This is a genomic window from Leclercia sp. GHBNCSD (genome assembly GCF_055805075.1).
In genome coordinates this window covers 2,333,942-2,350,891 of the sequence record NZ_JBQVYO010000001.1, presented here as the reverse complement: position 1 = coordinate 2,350,891, position 16,950 = coordinate 2,333,942, and the positions used below count along the sequence as shown (strand labels likewise).

Annotated in this window: 10 protein-coding genes; 2 read left to right on the top strand and 8 right to left on the bottom strand. The window is 58.1% G+C overall.

Annotated features, from left to right (window positions below):
* Positions 1–7: 7 nt before the first annotated feature.
* Entirely contained in the window at positions 8–2,092 is a 2,085-nt protein-coding gene (malQ, locus tag ACT3IC_RS11300; RefSeq protein ID WP_420193801.1) for a 4-alpha-glucanotransferase, read from the bottom strand.
* 9 nt (positions 2,093–2,101) lie between these two features.
* Entirely contained in the window at positions 2,102–4,495 is a 2,394-nt protein-coding gene (malP, locus tag ACT3IC_RS11295; RefSeq protein WP_473477466.1) for a maltodextrin phosphorylase, read from the bottom strand.
* Positions 4,496–5,079: 584 nt separating this feature from the next.
* Between malP and malT the strand changes: the two genes are divergently transcribed.
* A complete protein-coding gene (gene malT, locus ACT3IC_RS11290) occupies positions 5,080–7,785 on the top strand; it encodes an HTH-type transcriptional regulator MalT (protein WP_103177327.1) in 2,706 nt (901 codons plus the stop codon).
* Between the two features lie 131 nt (positions 7,786–7,916).
* On the opposite strand, the gene ACT3IC_RS11285 is transcribed toward malT, so the two are convergent.
* The 3 genes from ACT3IC_RS11285 to glpE are packed head-to-tail and all read right to left on the bottom strand — an operon-like array spanning position 7,917 to position 9,898.
* Complete coding sequence (locus ACT3IC_RS11285) at positions 7,917–8,675, bottom strand: DeoR/GlpR family transcriptional regulator (RefSeq protein WP_103177328.1); 759 nt, start codon at positions 8,673–8,675, stop codon at positions 7,917–7,919.
* 18 nt (positions 8,676–8,693) lie between these two features.
* Positions 8,694–9,524: a rhomboid family intramembrane serine protease GlpG gene (glpG, locus tag ACT3IC_RS11280; protein WP_103177329.1), complete on the bottom strand. Its 831-nt coding sequence runs from the start codon at positions 9,522–9,524 to the stop codon at positions 8,694–8,696.
* Positions 9,525–9,568: 44 nt separating this feature from the next.
* The gene (gene glpE, locus ACT3IC_RS11275; protein WP_103177330.1) at positions 9,569–9,898 is read right to left on the bottom strand and encodes a thiosulfate sulfurtransferase GlpE; all 330 of its coding nucleotides are present in this window, start codon (positions 9,896–9,898) and stop codon (positions 9,569–9,571) included.
* A 205-nt stretch (positions 9,899–10,103) separates the two neighbouring features.
* On the opposite strand from glpE, the gene glpD reads away from it, so the two are divergent.
* Entirely contained in the window at positions 10,104–11,612 is a 1,509-nt protein-coding gene (glpD, locus tag ACT3IC_RS11270; RefSeq protein WP_473477462.1) for a glycerol-3-phosphate dehydrogenase, read from the top strand.
* Between the two features lie 140 nt (positions 11,613–11,752).
* Here glpD and glgP read toward each other — a convergent pair whose 3' ends face one another.
* From glgP to glgC, 3 genes are read right to left on the bottom strand one after another with little or no spacing between them, the layout of a single operon-like run.
* Positions 11,753–14,200: a glycogen phosphorylase gene (gene glgP, locus ACT3IC_RS11265; protein ID WP_103177332.1), complete on the bottom strand. Its 2,448-nt coding sequence runs from the start codon at positions 14,198–14,200 to the stop codon at positions 11,753–11,755.
* A gap of 19 nt (positions 14,201–14,219) precedes the next feature.
* A complete protein-coding gene (gene glgA / locus ACT3IC_RS11260; RefSeq protein ID WP_103177333.1) occupies positions 14,220–15,653 on the bottom strand; it encodes a glycogen synthase GlgA in 1,434 nt (477 codons plus the stop codon).
* Positions 15,653–16,948 (bottom strand): glucose-1-phosphate adenylyltransferase, encoded by a 1,296-nt coding sequence (glgC, locus tag ACT3IC_RS11255; RefSeq protein ID WP_103177334.1) that lies wholly within the window; start codon positions 16,946–16,948, stop codon positions 15,653–15,655. The genes glgA and glgC overlap by 1 nt, the downstream gene beginning before the upstream one ends.
* Between the last annotated feature and the right edge of the window lie 2 nt (positions 16,949–16,950).

The window sequence follows — 16,950 nt, the reverse complement described above, 5'->3', positions numbered from 1 at the left end:
TTTTTTATCACTTCTTCGCAGCCGCTTTTCGCCGCTTATCCAAATCCTTAATCAGCTTGTTCACGCCGTCATCGGCAAACATCGCCTCAAGGGAGGTGGAGAGCTTGCGACGCCAGTTCTTGTACTGGTAGCTGGTGCCCGGGATGTTAACCGGCTCCGCCATACCCAGCCAGTCTTCCGGCTGCAATCCCAGCAGCGCACTGTTGCTGTCGGCAATGTAGCGCTGCAAACCGCGGTTGAGCGTGGCGGTCATCGACATCAACGACGCCTTATGCCCGGTGCGTTTTGGCAGGCAGCCGTGCTCATGCAACGCATCCAGCAGCCCCTGCTTCGACAGCTCACGATCCTGATAGAGCCCGCGGAGCATCACTTCGTCAGGGTAGAGACCCAGCGTCTTGCCCAGGGTAAGGTCGCCGCTGTCCCACCAGCCACGAAGCGTAGGAAGGTCATGCGTCGTCGCGACTGCCATTGATTGTTCTGGATACGCCTCCGGCGCGCGGAAGTTCTTTTCAAGGTCGTTTTCAAAATAGAGCACCTTGTAGGAGTACACGCCGCTGTCACGCAGCTTGCTGACAATTTCTACCGGTACGGTACCGAGATCTTCGCCGATCACCATACAGTTATGGCGCTTACTCTCCAGCGCAAGGATAGAGAGCAGATCGTCCACCGGATAGTGAACGTAGGCGCCGTGGTCGGCGGTTTCGCCGTAGGGGATCCACCACAGACGCAACACCGACATCACATGGTCGATACGCAACGCACCGCAGTTCTGCATGTTGGCGCGCAATAGTTCGATAAAGGGCTCATAGGCGCGAGCCGCAATCACGTGCGGGTCCATCGGCGGCAGACCCCAGTTCTGGCCGAGCGGGCCCAGAATATCCGGTGGTGCGCCGACCGAGGCTTTCAGGCAGTAGAGCTCGCGATCGCACCAGGTTTCCGCCCCGCCTTCAGCCACGCCAACCGCCAGGTCACGGTAGAGACCAATCGGCATGTCGTAACCCTGGCTCTCCTGCCAGCAGGCTGCGAACTGGCTGTAGGCCAGCCACTGCAGCCAGAGGTAAAAATCGACCTCATCGGCATGTTCGTCGCAAAACGCTTTCACCGCCGGGGACTCGACGGACTGATACTGCTCAGGCCAGACCGGCCAGCCCCAGCGCATTTCATCCTCTTGCACCTGATGCGCATGCAGCGCGTCGAACGCCGCCTGCCAGTAGAGGCTCTCCCCTTCGCGGGCAACAAACGCCCGGAAGGCCGCCATCTGGTCGTCGTCACGCTGCGCAAAGCCTTTCCACGCCATACGCAGCGCGGCCATCTTCAGCGCGGTGACGGAGGCATAATCGACCCACTCGGCATCGCGGGCGCGTTGCAGCGTCTGCCGGGTAGTCTCCATCTTCCACCACGCCTGCGCCTCGTCGCTGTTGCGAAAATCCTCTACGGCGTTCACGTCGATATAAATCACGTTCAGCCAGCGACGGGACGACGGGCTGTACGGGCTGGCGCTCTCCGGGTTGGCCGGATAGAGCGCATGGATCGGGTTAAGGCCGATAAAGGCCCCGCCGCGCTTGCCAACGTCCGCCAGCATCTTTTTCAGATCGCCAAAATCGCCGATCCCCCAGTTAGCCTCCGAGCGCAGCGTGTAGAGCTGCACACAGGCGCCCCACAGCTTTTTGCCCTCTTTCAGCGCCTGCGGCTCGTAGCAGCGTTTTGGCGCCACAATCACCCGGCAGTGCCAGCGCTGGCCGTCCTGGGTGAGCGTCAGCGTGTGGTAGCCCTCCGGCAGTTTTGCCGGAAGGTTGAGGTTTTTGCCGCCCGTGGCGTGGCCCTTGTGCTGATGTCCCTCTTCGGTGGTCAGTAGCCAGCTAAAGTCGCCGCTGCCTTCGATCGTCAGCGGCATCTTTTTCCCGGCGGTGTAGACCATCACGTTCGGGACGGGGGTGACCGCCGCTTTCGCGACGGGTTTGGCTTTATGCATGGCATCCAGCAAACGCCTCTTGGTTTCAGCACCAATAGACTGCGGTTTACCATGAGCATTGATGTAGCTGGGGCTGATGCCCGCCGCCAGTGCGGCATTATCGAGACGTTTACTTTCCATCGCGCTTCCTTAGCGTTTTGCCTGCCAGATGCGGGCCTGGTAGTCGCGGATTGAACGGTCAGAGCTGAACATGCCACAGCGCGCGGTGTTCAGAATGCACGCCCGGGTCCAGGCTTCCTGGTCGCGGTACAGAACATCGACCTGTTTCTGCGCCTCAACGTAGCCGGCAAAGTCCGCCATCAGCAGGTACGGGTCGCCGCCCTCTTTGCCGATGCTGTGCAGCATCTGGTCGAACGCATGCTTGTCGCCATCGCTGTATTTGCCGCTCTCCAGCTCTTTCAGTACCGCATCCAGCAGTTTGTCTTTTTTACGCCATTTCACCGGGTCGTAACCTTTGGCTTTAATGGCTTTCACCTCTTCCACAGTATGGCCGAAGATAAAGATGTTCTCGTCGCCCACCTGCTCGGCAATCTCAACGTTCGCCCCGTCCAGAGTACCCACCGTCAGCGCGCCGTTCAGGGCCAGCTTCATGTTGCCGGTGCCGGAGGCCTCTTTACCGGCAGTAGAAATCTGCTCAGAAATGTCCGCTGCCGGGATTAACAGCTCGGCCGCCGAGACGCAGTAATCCGGCAGGAAGACCACTTTCAGCTTGTCGCCCACTTTCGGATCGTTGTTCACCGCGTCGGCCACTTTATTGATAGCGAAGATGATGTTTTTTGCCAGGTAGTAGCCCGGCGCCGCTTTCGCGCCAAACAGGAACACGCGCGGCACGCGATCGGCCTGCGGGTTCTCGCGGATCTCTTTGTACAGCGCCAGAATGTGCAGCAGGTTCAGGTGCTGACGCTTGTACTCGTGCAGACGTTTAATCTGAATATCAAACAGCGCGTTCGGGTTGATCTCAATCCCGGTACGGGCTTTGACGTACGCCGCCAGGCGCACTTTGTTGTCCTGCTTGATGGTGCGGTAAGACTCGCGGAATGCCGCATCGTCGGCATATTTCTCCAGGTTGATCAGCTGATCGAGATCGTTGGCCCACTCTTTATCCAGCGAAGAATCCAGCAGCGCGGAGAGTGCCGGGTTGCACTGCTTGATCCAGCGACGCGGGGTGATGCCGTTGGTCACGTTGTGGAACTTGTTCGGCCACAGCTGGTGATATTCCGGGAACAGATCTTTCCCCACCAGGTCGGAGTGCAGCGCAGCCACGCCGTTTACCGCAAAACCGCTCACCACGCAGAGGTTAGCCATGCGCACCTGTTTGTCGAACACCACTGCCAGCTTCGCCCATACCGCTTTATCGCCCGGCCAGGTTTTCTCGACCCGCTTTTTGAAGCGGTTGTTGATCTCGGTGATGATCTGCATATGGCGAGGCAGCAGGGTTTTAATCAGCTTCTCGTCCCAGCACTCCAGCGCCTCTGGCATCAGGGTGTGGTTGGTGTAGGCGAAGGTCTTGCTGGTGATCGCCCAGGCGTCGTCCCAGCTCAGCTGATGCTCGTCGATCAGCACGCGCAGCAGTTCCGGAATGGCGATGGTTGGGTGGGTGTCGTTCAGCTGGATCACTTCGTAATCCGCCAGCTCCGCCAGTTTGCGGCCTGCCTGGTGGTGGCGACGGAGAATGTCGGCCACGGAGCAGGCGCACTGGAAGTACTGCTGCATCAGGCGCAGCTTTTTGCCCGCCAGATGGTTGTCGTTCGGGTAGAGAACCTTGGTCAGCTTGTCGGCGTCGATCCCCTGCTGCTCGGCACGCAGGAAATCGCCGTCGTTGAATTTGGTCAGGTTGAACGGATGGGCATGGGTCGCCTGCCACAGACGCAGCGGCTGCGCCACGCCGTTACGGTAGCCCAGCACCGGCAGATCCCAGGCCTGGCCGGTGATGGTGAAGCCCGGCTCCCACTGGCCCGCTTTGGTCACTTTACCGCCAATACCCACCTGCACATCCAGCGCTTCGTTGTGGCGGAACCACGGGTAGCTGCCACGATGCCAGTCATCCGGGGCTTCCATCTGCTGGCCGTCGGCAAAGGACTGACGGAACAGGCCGTACTGATAGTTCAGACCATAGCCGATCGCCGACTGGCCTACCGTCGCCATGGAGTCCAGGAAGCAGGCCGCCAGACGCCCCAGGCCGCCGTTGCCGAGCGCCGGGTCGATCTCCTCTTCCAGCAGGTCGGTCAGGTTAACGTTATGCGCGTTCAGCACATCGCTCACCTCCTGATACCAGCCCAGGTTAAGCAGATTGTTGCCGGTCAGACGGCCAATCAGGAATTCCATTGAGATGTAGTTAACGTGGCGCTGATCTTTCGCCGGTTCTACTGCGGGTTGGGCGCTCAGTAACTCGGCGAGCGCTCCACTGACGGCCTGCCACCACTGGCGGGAGGTCATCTCTTCAGCGGCATGTAAACCAAAACGCTGCCACTGACGCGTCAGGGCAGCCTGGAATTGAGCTTTGTTGAAAGTAGGCTGTGACATAGGGAATCTGCATCCTGTAGAGAGAAAATAAAACGTTGGCGCTAGTGTGCCTGGCTACTTATGGCTCTTCCTCCTCCTGCCGGGGATTAGGCGGGGAGGAGTAGCGGGGATGAGCGATAAAGTGTGATCGCGGCCACTTTCCACAGCCAGAGTGTGGGGCATTGCAGACGAGATTACCGGGAAGAGTGTCAAAAAATGAAACAGGTTTTCAGAAGAAATATATGAGCGCAGTAATAATTACTTACCTGAAATAATAACTGTAGGATTTTACTGTATCGCAGAGGGTTATTTTACCAGGGTAACCATCCCGAGACTTTATTAACTTTTCACAGCCTTTACGATTCTATATTCCTTTTTATGCTTAACCTTCCGCATGCTCGCCAAACCAGTATCCATGCGCTTTCGAGGCCCATCGGAAAAGTTCCCGCACCCCAGCATATATTTTTGTGACCGAGTGCAAATTAAGGGATATAAAACCCGGACATAACTTGCAATAAAGAGGTTTCTGACCGACCTTATATGCATTAATTACGAAGCGCAAAAAAAATCAAAAATCTCGATTTCCACACAGTGAAGTGAAAACTATGTTGATTCCGTCCAAATTAAGTCGCCCGGTTCGTCTTGACCATACTGTGGTCCGCGAACGCTTGCTGGCGAAACTTTCCGGCGCGAACAATTTTCGACTGGCGCTGGTAACGAGCCCTGCCGGCTACGGCAAAACCACGCTCATTTCGCAGTGGGCATCCGGCAAGACCGATCTTGGCTGGTACTCCCTTGATGAGGGCGATAACCAGCAGGAGCGCTTCGCCAGTTATCTGATCGCCGCCATTCAGCAGGCGACCAACGGACACTGCGTAACCAGCGAAAGCATGGTGCAAAAGCGGCAGTACGCCAGCCTCTCCTCACTGTTTTCCCAACTGTTTATCGAGCTGGCCGAATGGCATCGCCCGCTCTATCTGGTCATTGACGATTATCATCTGATCACCAACCCGGTGATCCATGAGTCGATGCGCTTCTTCCTGCGCCATCAGCCGGAAAACCTGACCCTGGTGGTACTGTCGCGCAACCTGCCGCAGCTGGGCATTGCTAACCTGCGCGTGCGCGATCAGCTGCTGGAAATCGGCAGCCAGCAGCTCTCCTTTACCCATCAGGAGGCGAAGCAGTTCTTTGACTGCCGCCTGAAATCCCCTATCGAGGTGGCGGAAAGCAGCCGCCTGTGCGACGACGTAGCAGGCTGGGCGACCGCCCTGCAGCTTATTGCGCTGTCGGCGCGGCATAACAATAGCCCGACGCAGCAGTCCGCCCGTCGTCTGTCGGGGATCAATGCCAGCCACCTCTCCGATTACCTGGTGGATGAAGTGCTCAACAGCGTCGATCAAACCACCCGTCAGTTCCTGCTGAAAAGCTCCCTGCTGCGCTCGATGAACGATGCCCTGATTGTGCGCGTCACCGGCGAAGACAACGGCCAGATGCGCCTGGAAGAGATTGAGCGTCAGGGGTTGTTCCTGCAGCGTATGGACGACTCCGGCGAATGGTTCAGCTACCATCCGCTGTTTGGCAGCTTCCTGCGCCAGCGCTGTCAGTGGGAGCTGGCGACCGAACTGCCGGAAATCCACCGCGCCGCGGCAGAAAGCTGGATGGCGCAGGGGTTCCCGAGCGAGGCGATTCATCACGCGCTGGCAGCGGGCGATGCCCATATGCTGCGCGATATCCTGCTCAACCACGCCTGGAGCCTGTTTAATCACAGCGAGCTGGCCCTGCTGGAAGAGTCGCTGCGCGCCCTGCCGTGGGAGAGCCTGCTGGAAAATCCACGCCTGGTGCTGCTCCAGGCCTGGCTGATGCAGAGTCAGCATCGCTACAGCGAAGTGAACACCCTGCTGGCCCGCGCCGAGCAGGAGATGAAGGGCGAGATGGATGCCGCCCTGCACGGCGAGTTTAACGCCCTGCGCGCGCAGGTGGCGATCAATGACGGCGACCAGGAAGAGGCCCAGCGCCTGTCGATGGTCGCGCTGGAAGAGCTGCCCCTGGCGAACTTCTACAGCCGTATCGTTGCCACCTCGGTGCATGGGGAAGTGCTGCACTGTAAAGGCGATCTCACCCGCTCCCTGTCGCTGATGCAGCAGACCGAACAGATGGCGCGCCGTCACGATGTCTGGCACTACGCGCTGTGGAGCCTGATCCAGCAGAGCGAAATTTTGTTTGCCCAGGGCTTCCTGCAGGCCGCCTGGGAGACGCAGGAAAAAGCATTCAACCTGATCCGCGATCAGCATCTGGAACAGCTGCCAATGCACGAGTTCCTGCTGCGCATTCGCGCCCAGCTTCTGTGGGCGTGGGCACGTCTGGACGAAGCCGAAAGCACCGCCCGTCTTGGGGTCAATGTGCTCTCCACCTATCAGCCGCAGCAGCAGTTGCAGTGTCTGGGCCTGCTGGTGCAGTGCTCCCTGGCGCGCGGCGATCTCGACAACGCCCGGAACCATCTCAACCGCCTGGAAAACCTGCTCGGCAACGGTCAGTACCACAGCGACTGGGTATCGAACGCCGATAAGGTGCGGGTGATCTACTGGCAGATGACCGGCGACAAGAAATCGGCGGCCAACTGGCTGCGCCAGACGCCGAAGCCGGCGTTCGCCAATAACCACTTCCTGCAGAGCCAGTGGCGCAACATTGCCCGGGCGCAGATCCTGTTAGGCGAATTTGAACCGGCCGAGATGGTGCTGGAAGAGCTGAACGAAAATGCCCGCAGCCTGCGTCTGATGAGCGATCTCAACCGCAACCTGCTGCTGCAAAACCAGCTTTACTGGCAGTCAGGCCGTAAGAATGACGCCCAACGCGTGCTGCTGGAAGCGTTGCAGCTGGCGAACCGCACCGGCTTTATCAGCCACTTTGTGATTGAAGGCGAGACTATGGCGCAGCAGCTGCGCCAGTTGATTCAGCTCAACACGCTGCCGGAGCTGGATCAGCACCGTGCCCAGCGCATTCTGCGTGAGATTAACCAGCATCATCGCCACAAGTTTGCCCACTTCGACGAGACCTTTGTGGAGCGTCTGCTGAATCACCCGGAAGTGCCGGAGCTGATCCGCACCAGTCCGCTGACCCAGCGCGAGTGGCAGGTTCTGGGGCTGATTTACTCAGGCTACAGCAACGAGCAGATTGCCGGTGAGCTGGCGGTGGCGGCCACCACCATTAAAACGCATATCCGTAACCTGTATCAGAAGCTGGGCGTCGCCCACCGTCAGGATGCGGTGCAGCATGCGCAGCAGCTGTTGAAGATGATGGGGTACGGCGTGTAGGGCATTGCCCGGCGGCGCTGCGCTTGCGCGGGTCTACGGTTTTGTTGCCATTTATTGCCCGGCGACGCTACGCTTGCACGGGCCTACGGTTTTGTAGGCCGGGTAAGGCGAAGCCGCCACCCGGCACAAACTCAGCACAGTTCTAACTGCAACTTATGATCGCGAATCACTTTTAACACCCCTTCCGGCGGCATCACATCCGTATAGACCGCATTCACCATACTTATGCTGCCCATATTCACCATCGCGTTACGGCCAAACTTGGAGTGATCCACCACCAGCATGACATGGCGCGAGTTCTCAATGATCGCCCGTTTGGTGCGCACTTCGTGGTAGTCAAACTCCAGCAGCGAGCCGTCCGTATCGATACCGCTGATGCCGAGAATGCCAAAGTCGAGGCGGAACTGGGAGATGAAGTCGAGGGTCGCCTCGCCAATAATGCCGCCGTCACGGCTGCGCAGCTCGCCGCCCGCCAGAATGATGCGAAAGTCCTCTTTCTGCATCAGGGTGGTGGCGACGTTGAGGTTGTTGGTCACGATACGCAGGTTTTCATGGCCGAGCAGGGCATGCGCCACCGCCTCCGGCGTGGTGCCGATGTCGATAAACAGCGTCGCGCCGTTGGGGATCTGACTGGCGACCTTACGGGCGATACGCTCCTTTTCCGAGGTCTGCGTCGCCTTGCGGTCATGCCAGGGGGTGTTGACCGAACTGGAGGGCAGCGCCGCGCCGCCGTGGTGGCGCAGGATACGGTTCTGATCGGCCAGGTCGTTGAGGTCGCGGCGGATGGTCTGCGGGCTGACGGCAAACTGCTCCACCAGCTCTTCGGTACTGACGTATCCCTGCTTTTTCACCAGGTCAATAATGGCATCATGACGTTGTGTTTGTTTCATCGGAGTTCCCTGCCAGATTTATGTTCGTTTTCGCGCATTGAGCGTATCGGCAAACGCCATCGCCAGCCCGACCGCCAGCCCGGCAACGTGAGCACCGTTGGCAATCGCCATACCAAACAGATCAAACCATCCGGCAATAATCCAGATTAACGCGAAAGTCATTAACCCGCGCTGCAGGTAGATACCGCTCTCTGGATCGCGCTCGCCGCGCAGCCAGACATAGCCCATCAGCGCGTAGACCACGCCAGAAAGCCCGCCAAACCACGGGCCGCTGAATTTATGCTGGATAAAGCCGCTAAGCAGCGCGCTGATGAGGGTGAGCACGATGAGCTTGCCGCTGCCGAGCCGTTTCTCCACCGCCCCGCCGAGATACCACCACCACAGCAGGTTAAAGAGAATATGCAGGAACGAGAAGTGCATCAGCGCGTGGGTGAAGTAGCGCCAGAATTCGAACTCTAACGAGGCGTCATAGGGCCAGGCCAGCAGCAGCATGATCTGCTGATCGCCCACCACGCTCATCATAATGAAGACCAGAATGCAGGCCGCCATTAACCCCAGGGTAAACGGCCCCGCGCGTTCGCGCACGGTCGCAAGGAAAGGAAAGCGCTGATAACGCAGGCCGCTACCGGTATGGCCGGACTGCCAGCTCGCCGCCAGATAGCGCGCATCGCCGGGATTTTCCAGAAAACGCGCCAGCTCTGCCTCAACCCGGGCAGCCTGGCTCTCATCCGCCAGCCAGACGTCGGTTTGCGTATGTTGTTGAATGGTAAGAATGACACCCTGCGTCGCCATGTAGTCGACAAACGCCTGGGCGACGCGCGGGTTGTTAAAAGAGGTGATCAGTAGCATCGGCGGCAGTCGCTTATTCCACACAAAAGGGGACAGTATATACCCTAAATGCCCGCGTGCTCGACTTCTGCCGGGAAATGACGGTGCCAGGCATCGAAGCCGCCGTCCACGCTGTAAACCGAGTCATAGCCCTGTTGCAGCAGATATTGCGCCGCCCCCTTACTGCTGTTGCCGTGATAGCACATCACCATCACCGGGGTGTCGAAATCGTTGTCACGCATAAACTCGGCGAGCGAGGCATTGGTCAGATGGAATGCGCCCGGGGTGTGGCCCATCGCAAAACTTTGCGGATCGCGAATATCCACCAGCACTGCGGTGCCCTGGTGCATCTTCTGATGGGCTTCTTCTACGTTAATACATTCAAATTGTTCCATGGTGCTCTCTGTTGTCTGTTCACGTGCCGTGCGGCCTGGGACCGCACTATTTTAACGGTTAGTGTACGTCGTGGCGGCGGGTAAACGCCATTATGTTAGCTCTATCACTCAAAAATGTTTTTTTGATGTTACTAAAATCCATTTCCTTTGCTAATATGAGCGATATCGAACATTTTTGAGCTTTAACGAAAGTGCTGAGGGTACAATGGAAACTAAAGATCTGATTGTAATAGGTGGCGGTATCAACGGTGCAGGCATTGCGGCTGATGCGGCCGGGCGCGGGTTATCTGTCCTGATGCTGGAAGCGCAGGATCTCGCCTGTGCCACCTCCTCCGCCAGCTCCAAACTGATCCACGGTGGCCTGCGTTACCTGGAACACTACGAGTTCCGCCTGGTGAGTGAAGCCCTGGCGGAACGTGAAGTGCTGCTGAAAATGGCTCCCCATATCGCCACGCCGATGCGTTTTCGTCTGCCGCACCGCCCGCATCTGCGCCCGGCATGGATGATCCGCATTGGTCTGTTTATGTACGATCACCTGGGCAAACGCACCAGCCTGCCCGCCTCTGCCGGTGTGCGTTTTGGCGCAGACTCGGTGCTGAAGCCTGAGATTGTGCGCGGATTCGAATATTCCGACTGCTGGGTGGACGATGCCCGCCTGGTACTGGCCAACGCGCAAATGGTTGAACGTAAAGGCGGCGAGGTGAAAACCCGCACCCGCGCGGTCTCGGCGCGCCGGGAAAAAGGGCTGTGGATCGTCGAAGCGGAAGATATCGATACCGGCGAGCGCTTCAGCTGGCAGGCACGCGGGCTGGTGAACGCAACCGGCCCCTGGGTGAAGGAGTTCTTTGACCAGGGGATGCAGCTGCCGTCGCCGTATGGCATCCGCCTGATCAAAGGCAGTCACATTGTAGTGCCGCGCGTCCATACCCAGAAGCAGGCCTATATTCTGCAAAACGAAGACAAGCGCATCGTGTTTGTCATCCCGTGGATGGATGAGTTCTCCATCATCGGCACCACCGACGTGGAGTACAAAGGCGATCCGAAGAACGTTGAGATCGACGAGAGCGAAGTCAGCTATCTGCTGGAGGTCTATAACGCGCACTTTAAAAAGACGCTGGCGCGCGAGGATGTGGTCTGGAGTTACTCTGGCGTACGTCCGCTGTGCGACGACGAATCCGATTCACCGCAGGCTATTACTCGCGACTACACGCTCGATATTCACGACGATCACGGCAAAGCGCCGCTGCTGTCGGTGTTTGGCGGCAAGCTCACCACCTACCGTAAGCTGGCGGAACATGCGATGGAAAAACTGGCCCCCTTCTACCAGGGTATCGGCCCGGCATGGACCAAAGGCGCGGTGCTGCCCGGCGGTGATATCGGCGGCAACCGCGATGACTATGCGGCAAAACTGCGCCGTCGCTATCCGTTTATCAGCGAATCCATGGCCCGCCACTTTGCCCGCACCTACGGCAGCAATAGCGAGCTGATCCTGAACGGGGCGAAGGATCTGACCGATCTGGGCGAACATTTTGGCCATGAGTTTTACGAGGCGGAACTGCGCTACTTAGCCGACCACGAGTGGGTACGCCGCGCGGACGATGCGCTCTGGCGTCGCACCAAAGAGGGGATGTGGCTTAATGCGGAACAACAGTCGCGCGTGGCGCTGTGGCTGGCGCAGCGTATGGGAAAGCGTGAGCTGTCGTTAGCATCATAAAAAATGCCCGGTGGCGCTAACGCTTACCGGGCCTACAGGTTTCATGCGGGCTTCGTGCCCGGTGGCGCTGGCGCTTACCGGGCCTACAAAAGACAAATGAACGTAGGCCGGGTAAGGCGCAGCCGCCACCCGGCGTTTTTTTACAACCGCACCGGTTTGATATGCCAGATGTTCTCGGCATACTCCTGAATGGTGCGATCCGACGAGAAGTAGCCCATATTGGCGATGTTGTGCATCGCTTTGGTGGCCCACTCTTCCGGCTTACGGTACAGCTCGTCCACCCGGTCCTGACAATCCACATAGCTGCGGTAGTCCGCCAGCACCTGGTAGTGGTCACCGAAGTTAATCAGCGAATCCACCAGGTCGCGATAGCGGCCAGGCTCATCCGGGTTAAATACCCCGGTGCCGATCTGGGTCAGCACCTGACGCAGCTCTTCATCCTGCTCGTAATAATCACGCGGTGAGTAGCCCTTAGCACGCAGCGCCTCCACCTCTTCTGTGGTGTTACCGAAGATAAAGATGTTCTCTTCACCCACGTGCTCCAGCATCTCAACATTGGCGCCATCCAGCGTGCCGATGGTCAGCGCGCCGTTGAGGGCAAACTTCATGTTACTGGTGCCCGACGCCTCGGTGCCTGCGGTGGAGATCTGCTCCGAGAGATCGGCGGCCGGAATGATCAGCTGGGCCAGACTCACGCTGTAGTTCGGGATGAAGACGACCTTCAGCTTGTCGCCAATCTGCGGATCGTTATTGATCACCTTCGCCACATCGTTGATCAGATGAATAATGTGCTTCGCCATGTAGTAGGCCGACGCCGCTTTCCCGGCGAAAATGTTCACGCGTGGCACCCAGTCCGCATCAGGGTCGGCCTTGATGCGGTTGTAGCGGGTGATCACGTGCAGCACGTTCATCAGCTGACGCTTGTACTCGTGGATACGTTTGATCTGGACGTCGAACAGCGCTTTCGGGTTAGCGACTACGTTCAGATGCAGCGCCATCCACACCGCCAGCCGCTTTTTATTGAGCAGCTTGGCATCACGCACCGCTTTATTCACCGTCGGGAAGTCAGCATGCTGCTCAAGCTCGCTCAGCTGGCTTAAATCGGTCCGCCAGGTGCGACCGATGTTCTCGTCGAGCACATCGGAGAGCGGCTGGTTCGCCAGCGCCAGCCAGCGGCGCGGCGTTACCCCGTTGGTGACGTTGCAGAAACGCATCGGGAAGATTTTCGCAAAGTCTGCGAACAGCGACTGCACCATCAGGTTCGAGTGCAGCTCAGACACGCCATTGACCTTGTGGCTGATCACCACCGCCAGCCACGCCATGCGCACCCGGCGGCCATTGGATTCATCAATGATCGAGGTGCGGCTCAGCAGGCCGGTGTCGTGCGGATACTGCTCCTGCAACGTTCTCAGGAAGAAGTCGTTAATCTCAAAGATAATCTGCAGGTGGCGCGGCAGGATTTTGCCCAGCATATCCACCGGCCAGGTTTCCAGCGCTTCGCTCATCAACGTGTGGTTGGTGTAGGAGAAGACCTGGCAGGTCACCTCAAACGCCTCGTCCCAGCTGAACTTATGCTCGTCAATCAGCAGGCGCATCAGCTCAGGGATCGACAACACCGGGTGGGTATCATTCAGGTGAATCGCGATCTTATCCGCCAGATTGGCGTAGGTTTTGTGCAGCTGGTAGTGACGGCTCAGGATATCCTGAATGGTCGCGGAGACCAGGAAGTACTCCTGACGCAGGCGCAGCTCGCGCCCGGAGTAGGTGGAATCATCCGGATAGAGCACCCGGGAGACGTTCTCGGAGTGGTTTTTATCTTCCACCGCCGCGAAGTAGTCGCCCTGGTTGAACTTACCGAGGTTAATCTCGCTACTGGCCTGGGCGTTCCACAGGCGCAGCGTGTTGGTGGCGTCAGTGTCGTAGCCGGGAATGATCTGATCGTAAGCCACGGCCAGGATCTCTTCGGTCTCGACCCAGCGGCTCTTCTTGCCTTCCTGCTGAATACGGCCACCGAAGCGGACTTTATAACGGGTATTGTGGCGCTTGAACTCCCACGGGTTGCCGTACTCCAGCCAGTAGTCCGGAGACTCTTTCTGTCGGCCATCGACAATGTTCTGTTTGAACATGCCGTAATCGTAGCGGATACCGTAGCCACGCCCTGGCAGGGCGAGGGTCGCCAGCGAATCGAGGAAGCAGGCTGCCAGACGACCCAGACCACCGTTGCCGAGGCCAGGGTCGTTCTCTTCGTCAATCAGCTCTTCTAAATCTAACCCCATCTCTTCCAGCGCGGTTTTGACGTCGTCATAGATACCCAGCGACAGCAGCGCGTTGGAAAGGGTGCGGCCAATCAAAAACTCCATCGACAGATAGTAAACCTGGCGAGTCTCCTGTGAGAGCTGAGCGCGGTTGGAGCGCAGCCAGCGCTCAACCAGCCGGTCACGCACCGCAAACAGGGTGGCGTTGAGCCATTCATGTTTGTTGGCGATGACCGGGTCTTTGCCAATGGTGAACATCAGCTTGTAAGCAATGGAGTGCTTTAACGCCTCAATGCTTACCGTGGGAGACGCATAGGAAAAGGGTGCATTCATATCTCTGATTCCAGCATTGTTACATCAAGCGTTGATAAAGATCGCGGTAGGACTGCGCCGCAACTTGCCAGCTAAAATCCATGGCCATCGCCTGACGTTGAACAAAACGCCATAAAGAAGGACGTGACCACAACACGAAAGCACGACGAATCGCGCGTAACAGCGACCAGGCATTACTGTCTTCAAAGACAAATCCGGTGGCGATCCCATCCGCCAGATTCTCCAGCGAGGTGTCGGATACGGTATCCGCCAGCCCGCCAGTACGCCGCACCAGTGGCAGTGTGCCGTACTTCAGACCATACAGCTGGGTTAAGCCGCAGGGCTCAAAACGGCTCGGCACAAGAATAACGTCTGCGCCCGCCATGATGCGGTGCGAAAACGCTTCGTGATAGCCAATCTGCACACCCACCTGTCCCGGATGTTCGGCGGCGGCGGCGAGGAAGCCCTCCTGCAGTACCGGATCGCCCGCCCCCAGCAGCGCCAGTTGCCCGCCCTGCTCCAGCAGACCCGGCAGCGCCTCGAGCACCAGATCGAGTCCTTTCTGGCTGGTCAGACGGCTTACCACCGCAAACAGCGGCACCTTGTCGTTGACCTTCAGTCCCATGGCAACCTGCAGCTGACGTTTGTTCTCGGCCTTATCTTCCACGGAGTCGCGGTTATAGCGCGCGCCCAGCAGCAGATCGGTTTCCGGACTCCAGATTTTTTCATCCACGCCGTTGAGAATGCCCGACAGTCGGCCTTCGCGATGACGCTGACTGAGCAGCCCCTCCATCCCATAGCCAAACTGCGCTTCGGTGATCTCCCGCGCGTAGGTTGGACTGACGGCGGTAATGTGATCGGCGTAGTAAAGCCCGGCCTTGAGGAAGGAGATCTGCCCCTTAAACTCCAGCCCGTGCATATTAAAGAATGACCATGGCAAATCGATGTCATCCATATGTTTGGCGAAATACATGCCCTGGTATGCCAGGTTATGCACGGTAAAGACCGACTTCGCCGGATGGCCGCGTGCCGCCAGATAGGCTGGCGCTAACCCGGCGTGCCAGTCGTGGGCATGCACCACGTCCGGACGCCAGAACGGATCCAGCCCACAGGCCATCTCCGCCCCTACCCAGCCGAGCAGCGCGAAACGCAGCACGTTATCGGTATAGGCAAACAGGTTAGTGTCGTGGTACGGGCTCCCTGGGCGGTCATAAAGATGCGGCGCGTCAATCAGGTAGATGCCCACGCCGTTGTAATGGCCAAACAGTAATGTGATGCGCCCGGCAAAGGTCTCGCGGCGGCTGACGATCTGCGCGTCAGGCACGCCGCGACGAATATCTGGAAAAGCGGGTAACAGCACGCGGGTATCAACCCCACCTGCAATTTGCGCCGCCGGTAACGCCCCTATCACATCCGCCAACCCGCCGGTTTTGAGCAACGGGAACATTTCAGAACAAACGTGTAAAACCTGCATCATCGCTCCTGTTTGATCTGCAGTTTACGCAGCATTTCACGCGTAACCAGCACGATACCTTCTTCTGAGCGGTAGAAACGGCGCGCGTCCTCTTCCGCATTTTCTCCAATTACCATGCCTTCCGGAATCACGCAGGCACGGTCGATAACGCAACGACGCAGGCGGCACGAGCGGCCCACCCAGACGTCGGGTAACAGCACTGATGAATCAATATTGCAGAAGGAGTTCACCCGCACGCGCGGGAACAACACCGACTGCACCACCACCGAGCCGGAGATAATGCACCCGCCGGAAACCAGCGAGTTCAGGGTCATGCCGTGGCTGCCCGAACGGTCCTGGACAAATTTTGCCGGCGGCAGAGACTCCATATGAGTACGAATCGGCCAGTTATGGTCGTACATATCCAGTTCCGGCGTGACAGAGGCCAGATCGAGGTTAGCCTTCCAGTACGCCTCCAGGGTTCCTACATCGCGCCAGTACGGTTCTGAATTCGGATCGGACTGCACGCAGGAGAGCGGGAAAGGATGTGCATAGGCCATGCCAGATTTGGTGATTTTAGGGATGATGTCTTTGCCGAAGTCGTGGCTGGATTTTTCATCCTTGTCGTCCTCTTCCAGCAGCTGGTAAAGGTAATCTGCATCAAAGACATAGATACCCATGCTGGCAAGCGCTTTAGTGTCATCGCCCGGCATTGAAGGTGGGTTTGCCGGTTTTTCCACGAAATCGATCACCTTGTCGTTTTCGTCCACCGCCATGACGCCAAACGCCGTCGCCTCGGCAACGGGCACCGGCAAACAGGCTACGGTGCAGCGCGCCCCTTTTTCGACATGGTCGATAAGCATGCGCGAGTAGTCCTGCTTGTAGATATGGTCCCCGGCAAGGATCACCACATACTCGGCGTTATAACGGCGGATGATATCGAGGTTCTGCGTGACCGCATCGGCGGTGCCGCGGTACCAGTTTTCGCCATGTACGCGCTGTTGGGCAGGCAACAGATCGACAAACTCGTTCATCTCCTCACTGAAGAACGACCAGCCGCGCTGAATGTGCTGCACCAGAGTGTGTGACTGATACTGGGTAATGACGCCAATACGGCGAATGCCTGAGTTGAGGCAATTGGACAGAGCAAAATCGATAATACGGAATTTACCGCCGAAGTGGACGGCGGGTTTGGCGCGCTTGATCGTTAAATCTTTTAATCGGGTACCGCGGCCGCCAGCAAGAATCAGGGCAACAGACTTCAATGGCAGCTGACGCGCCAACATTAGAGGGTCGTTCTTATCTAACCTAACCATGA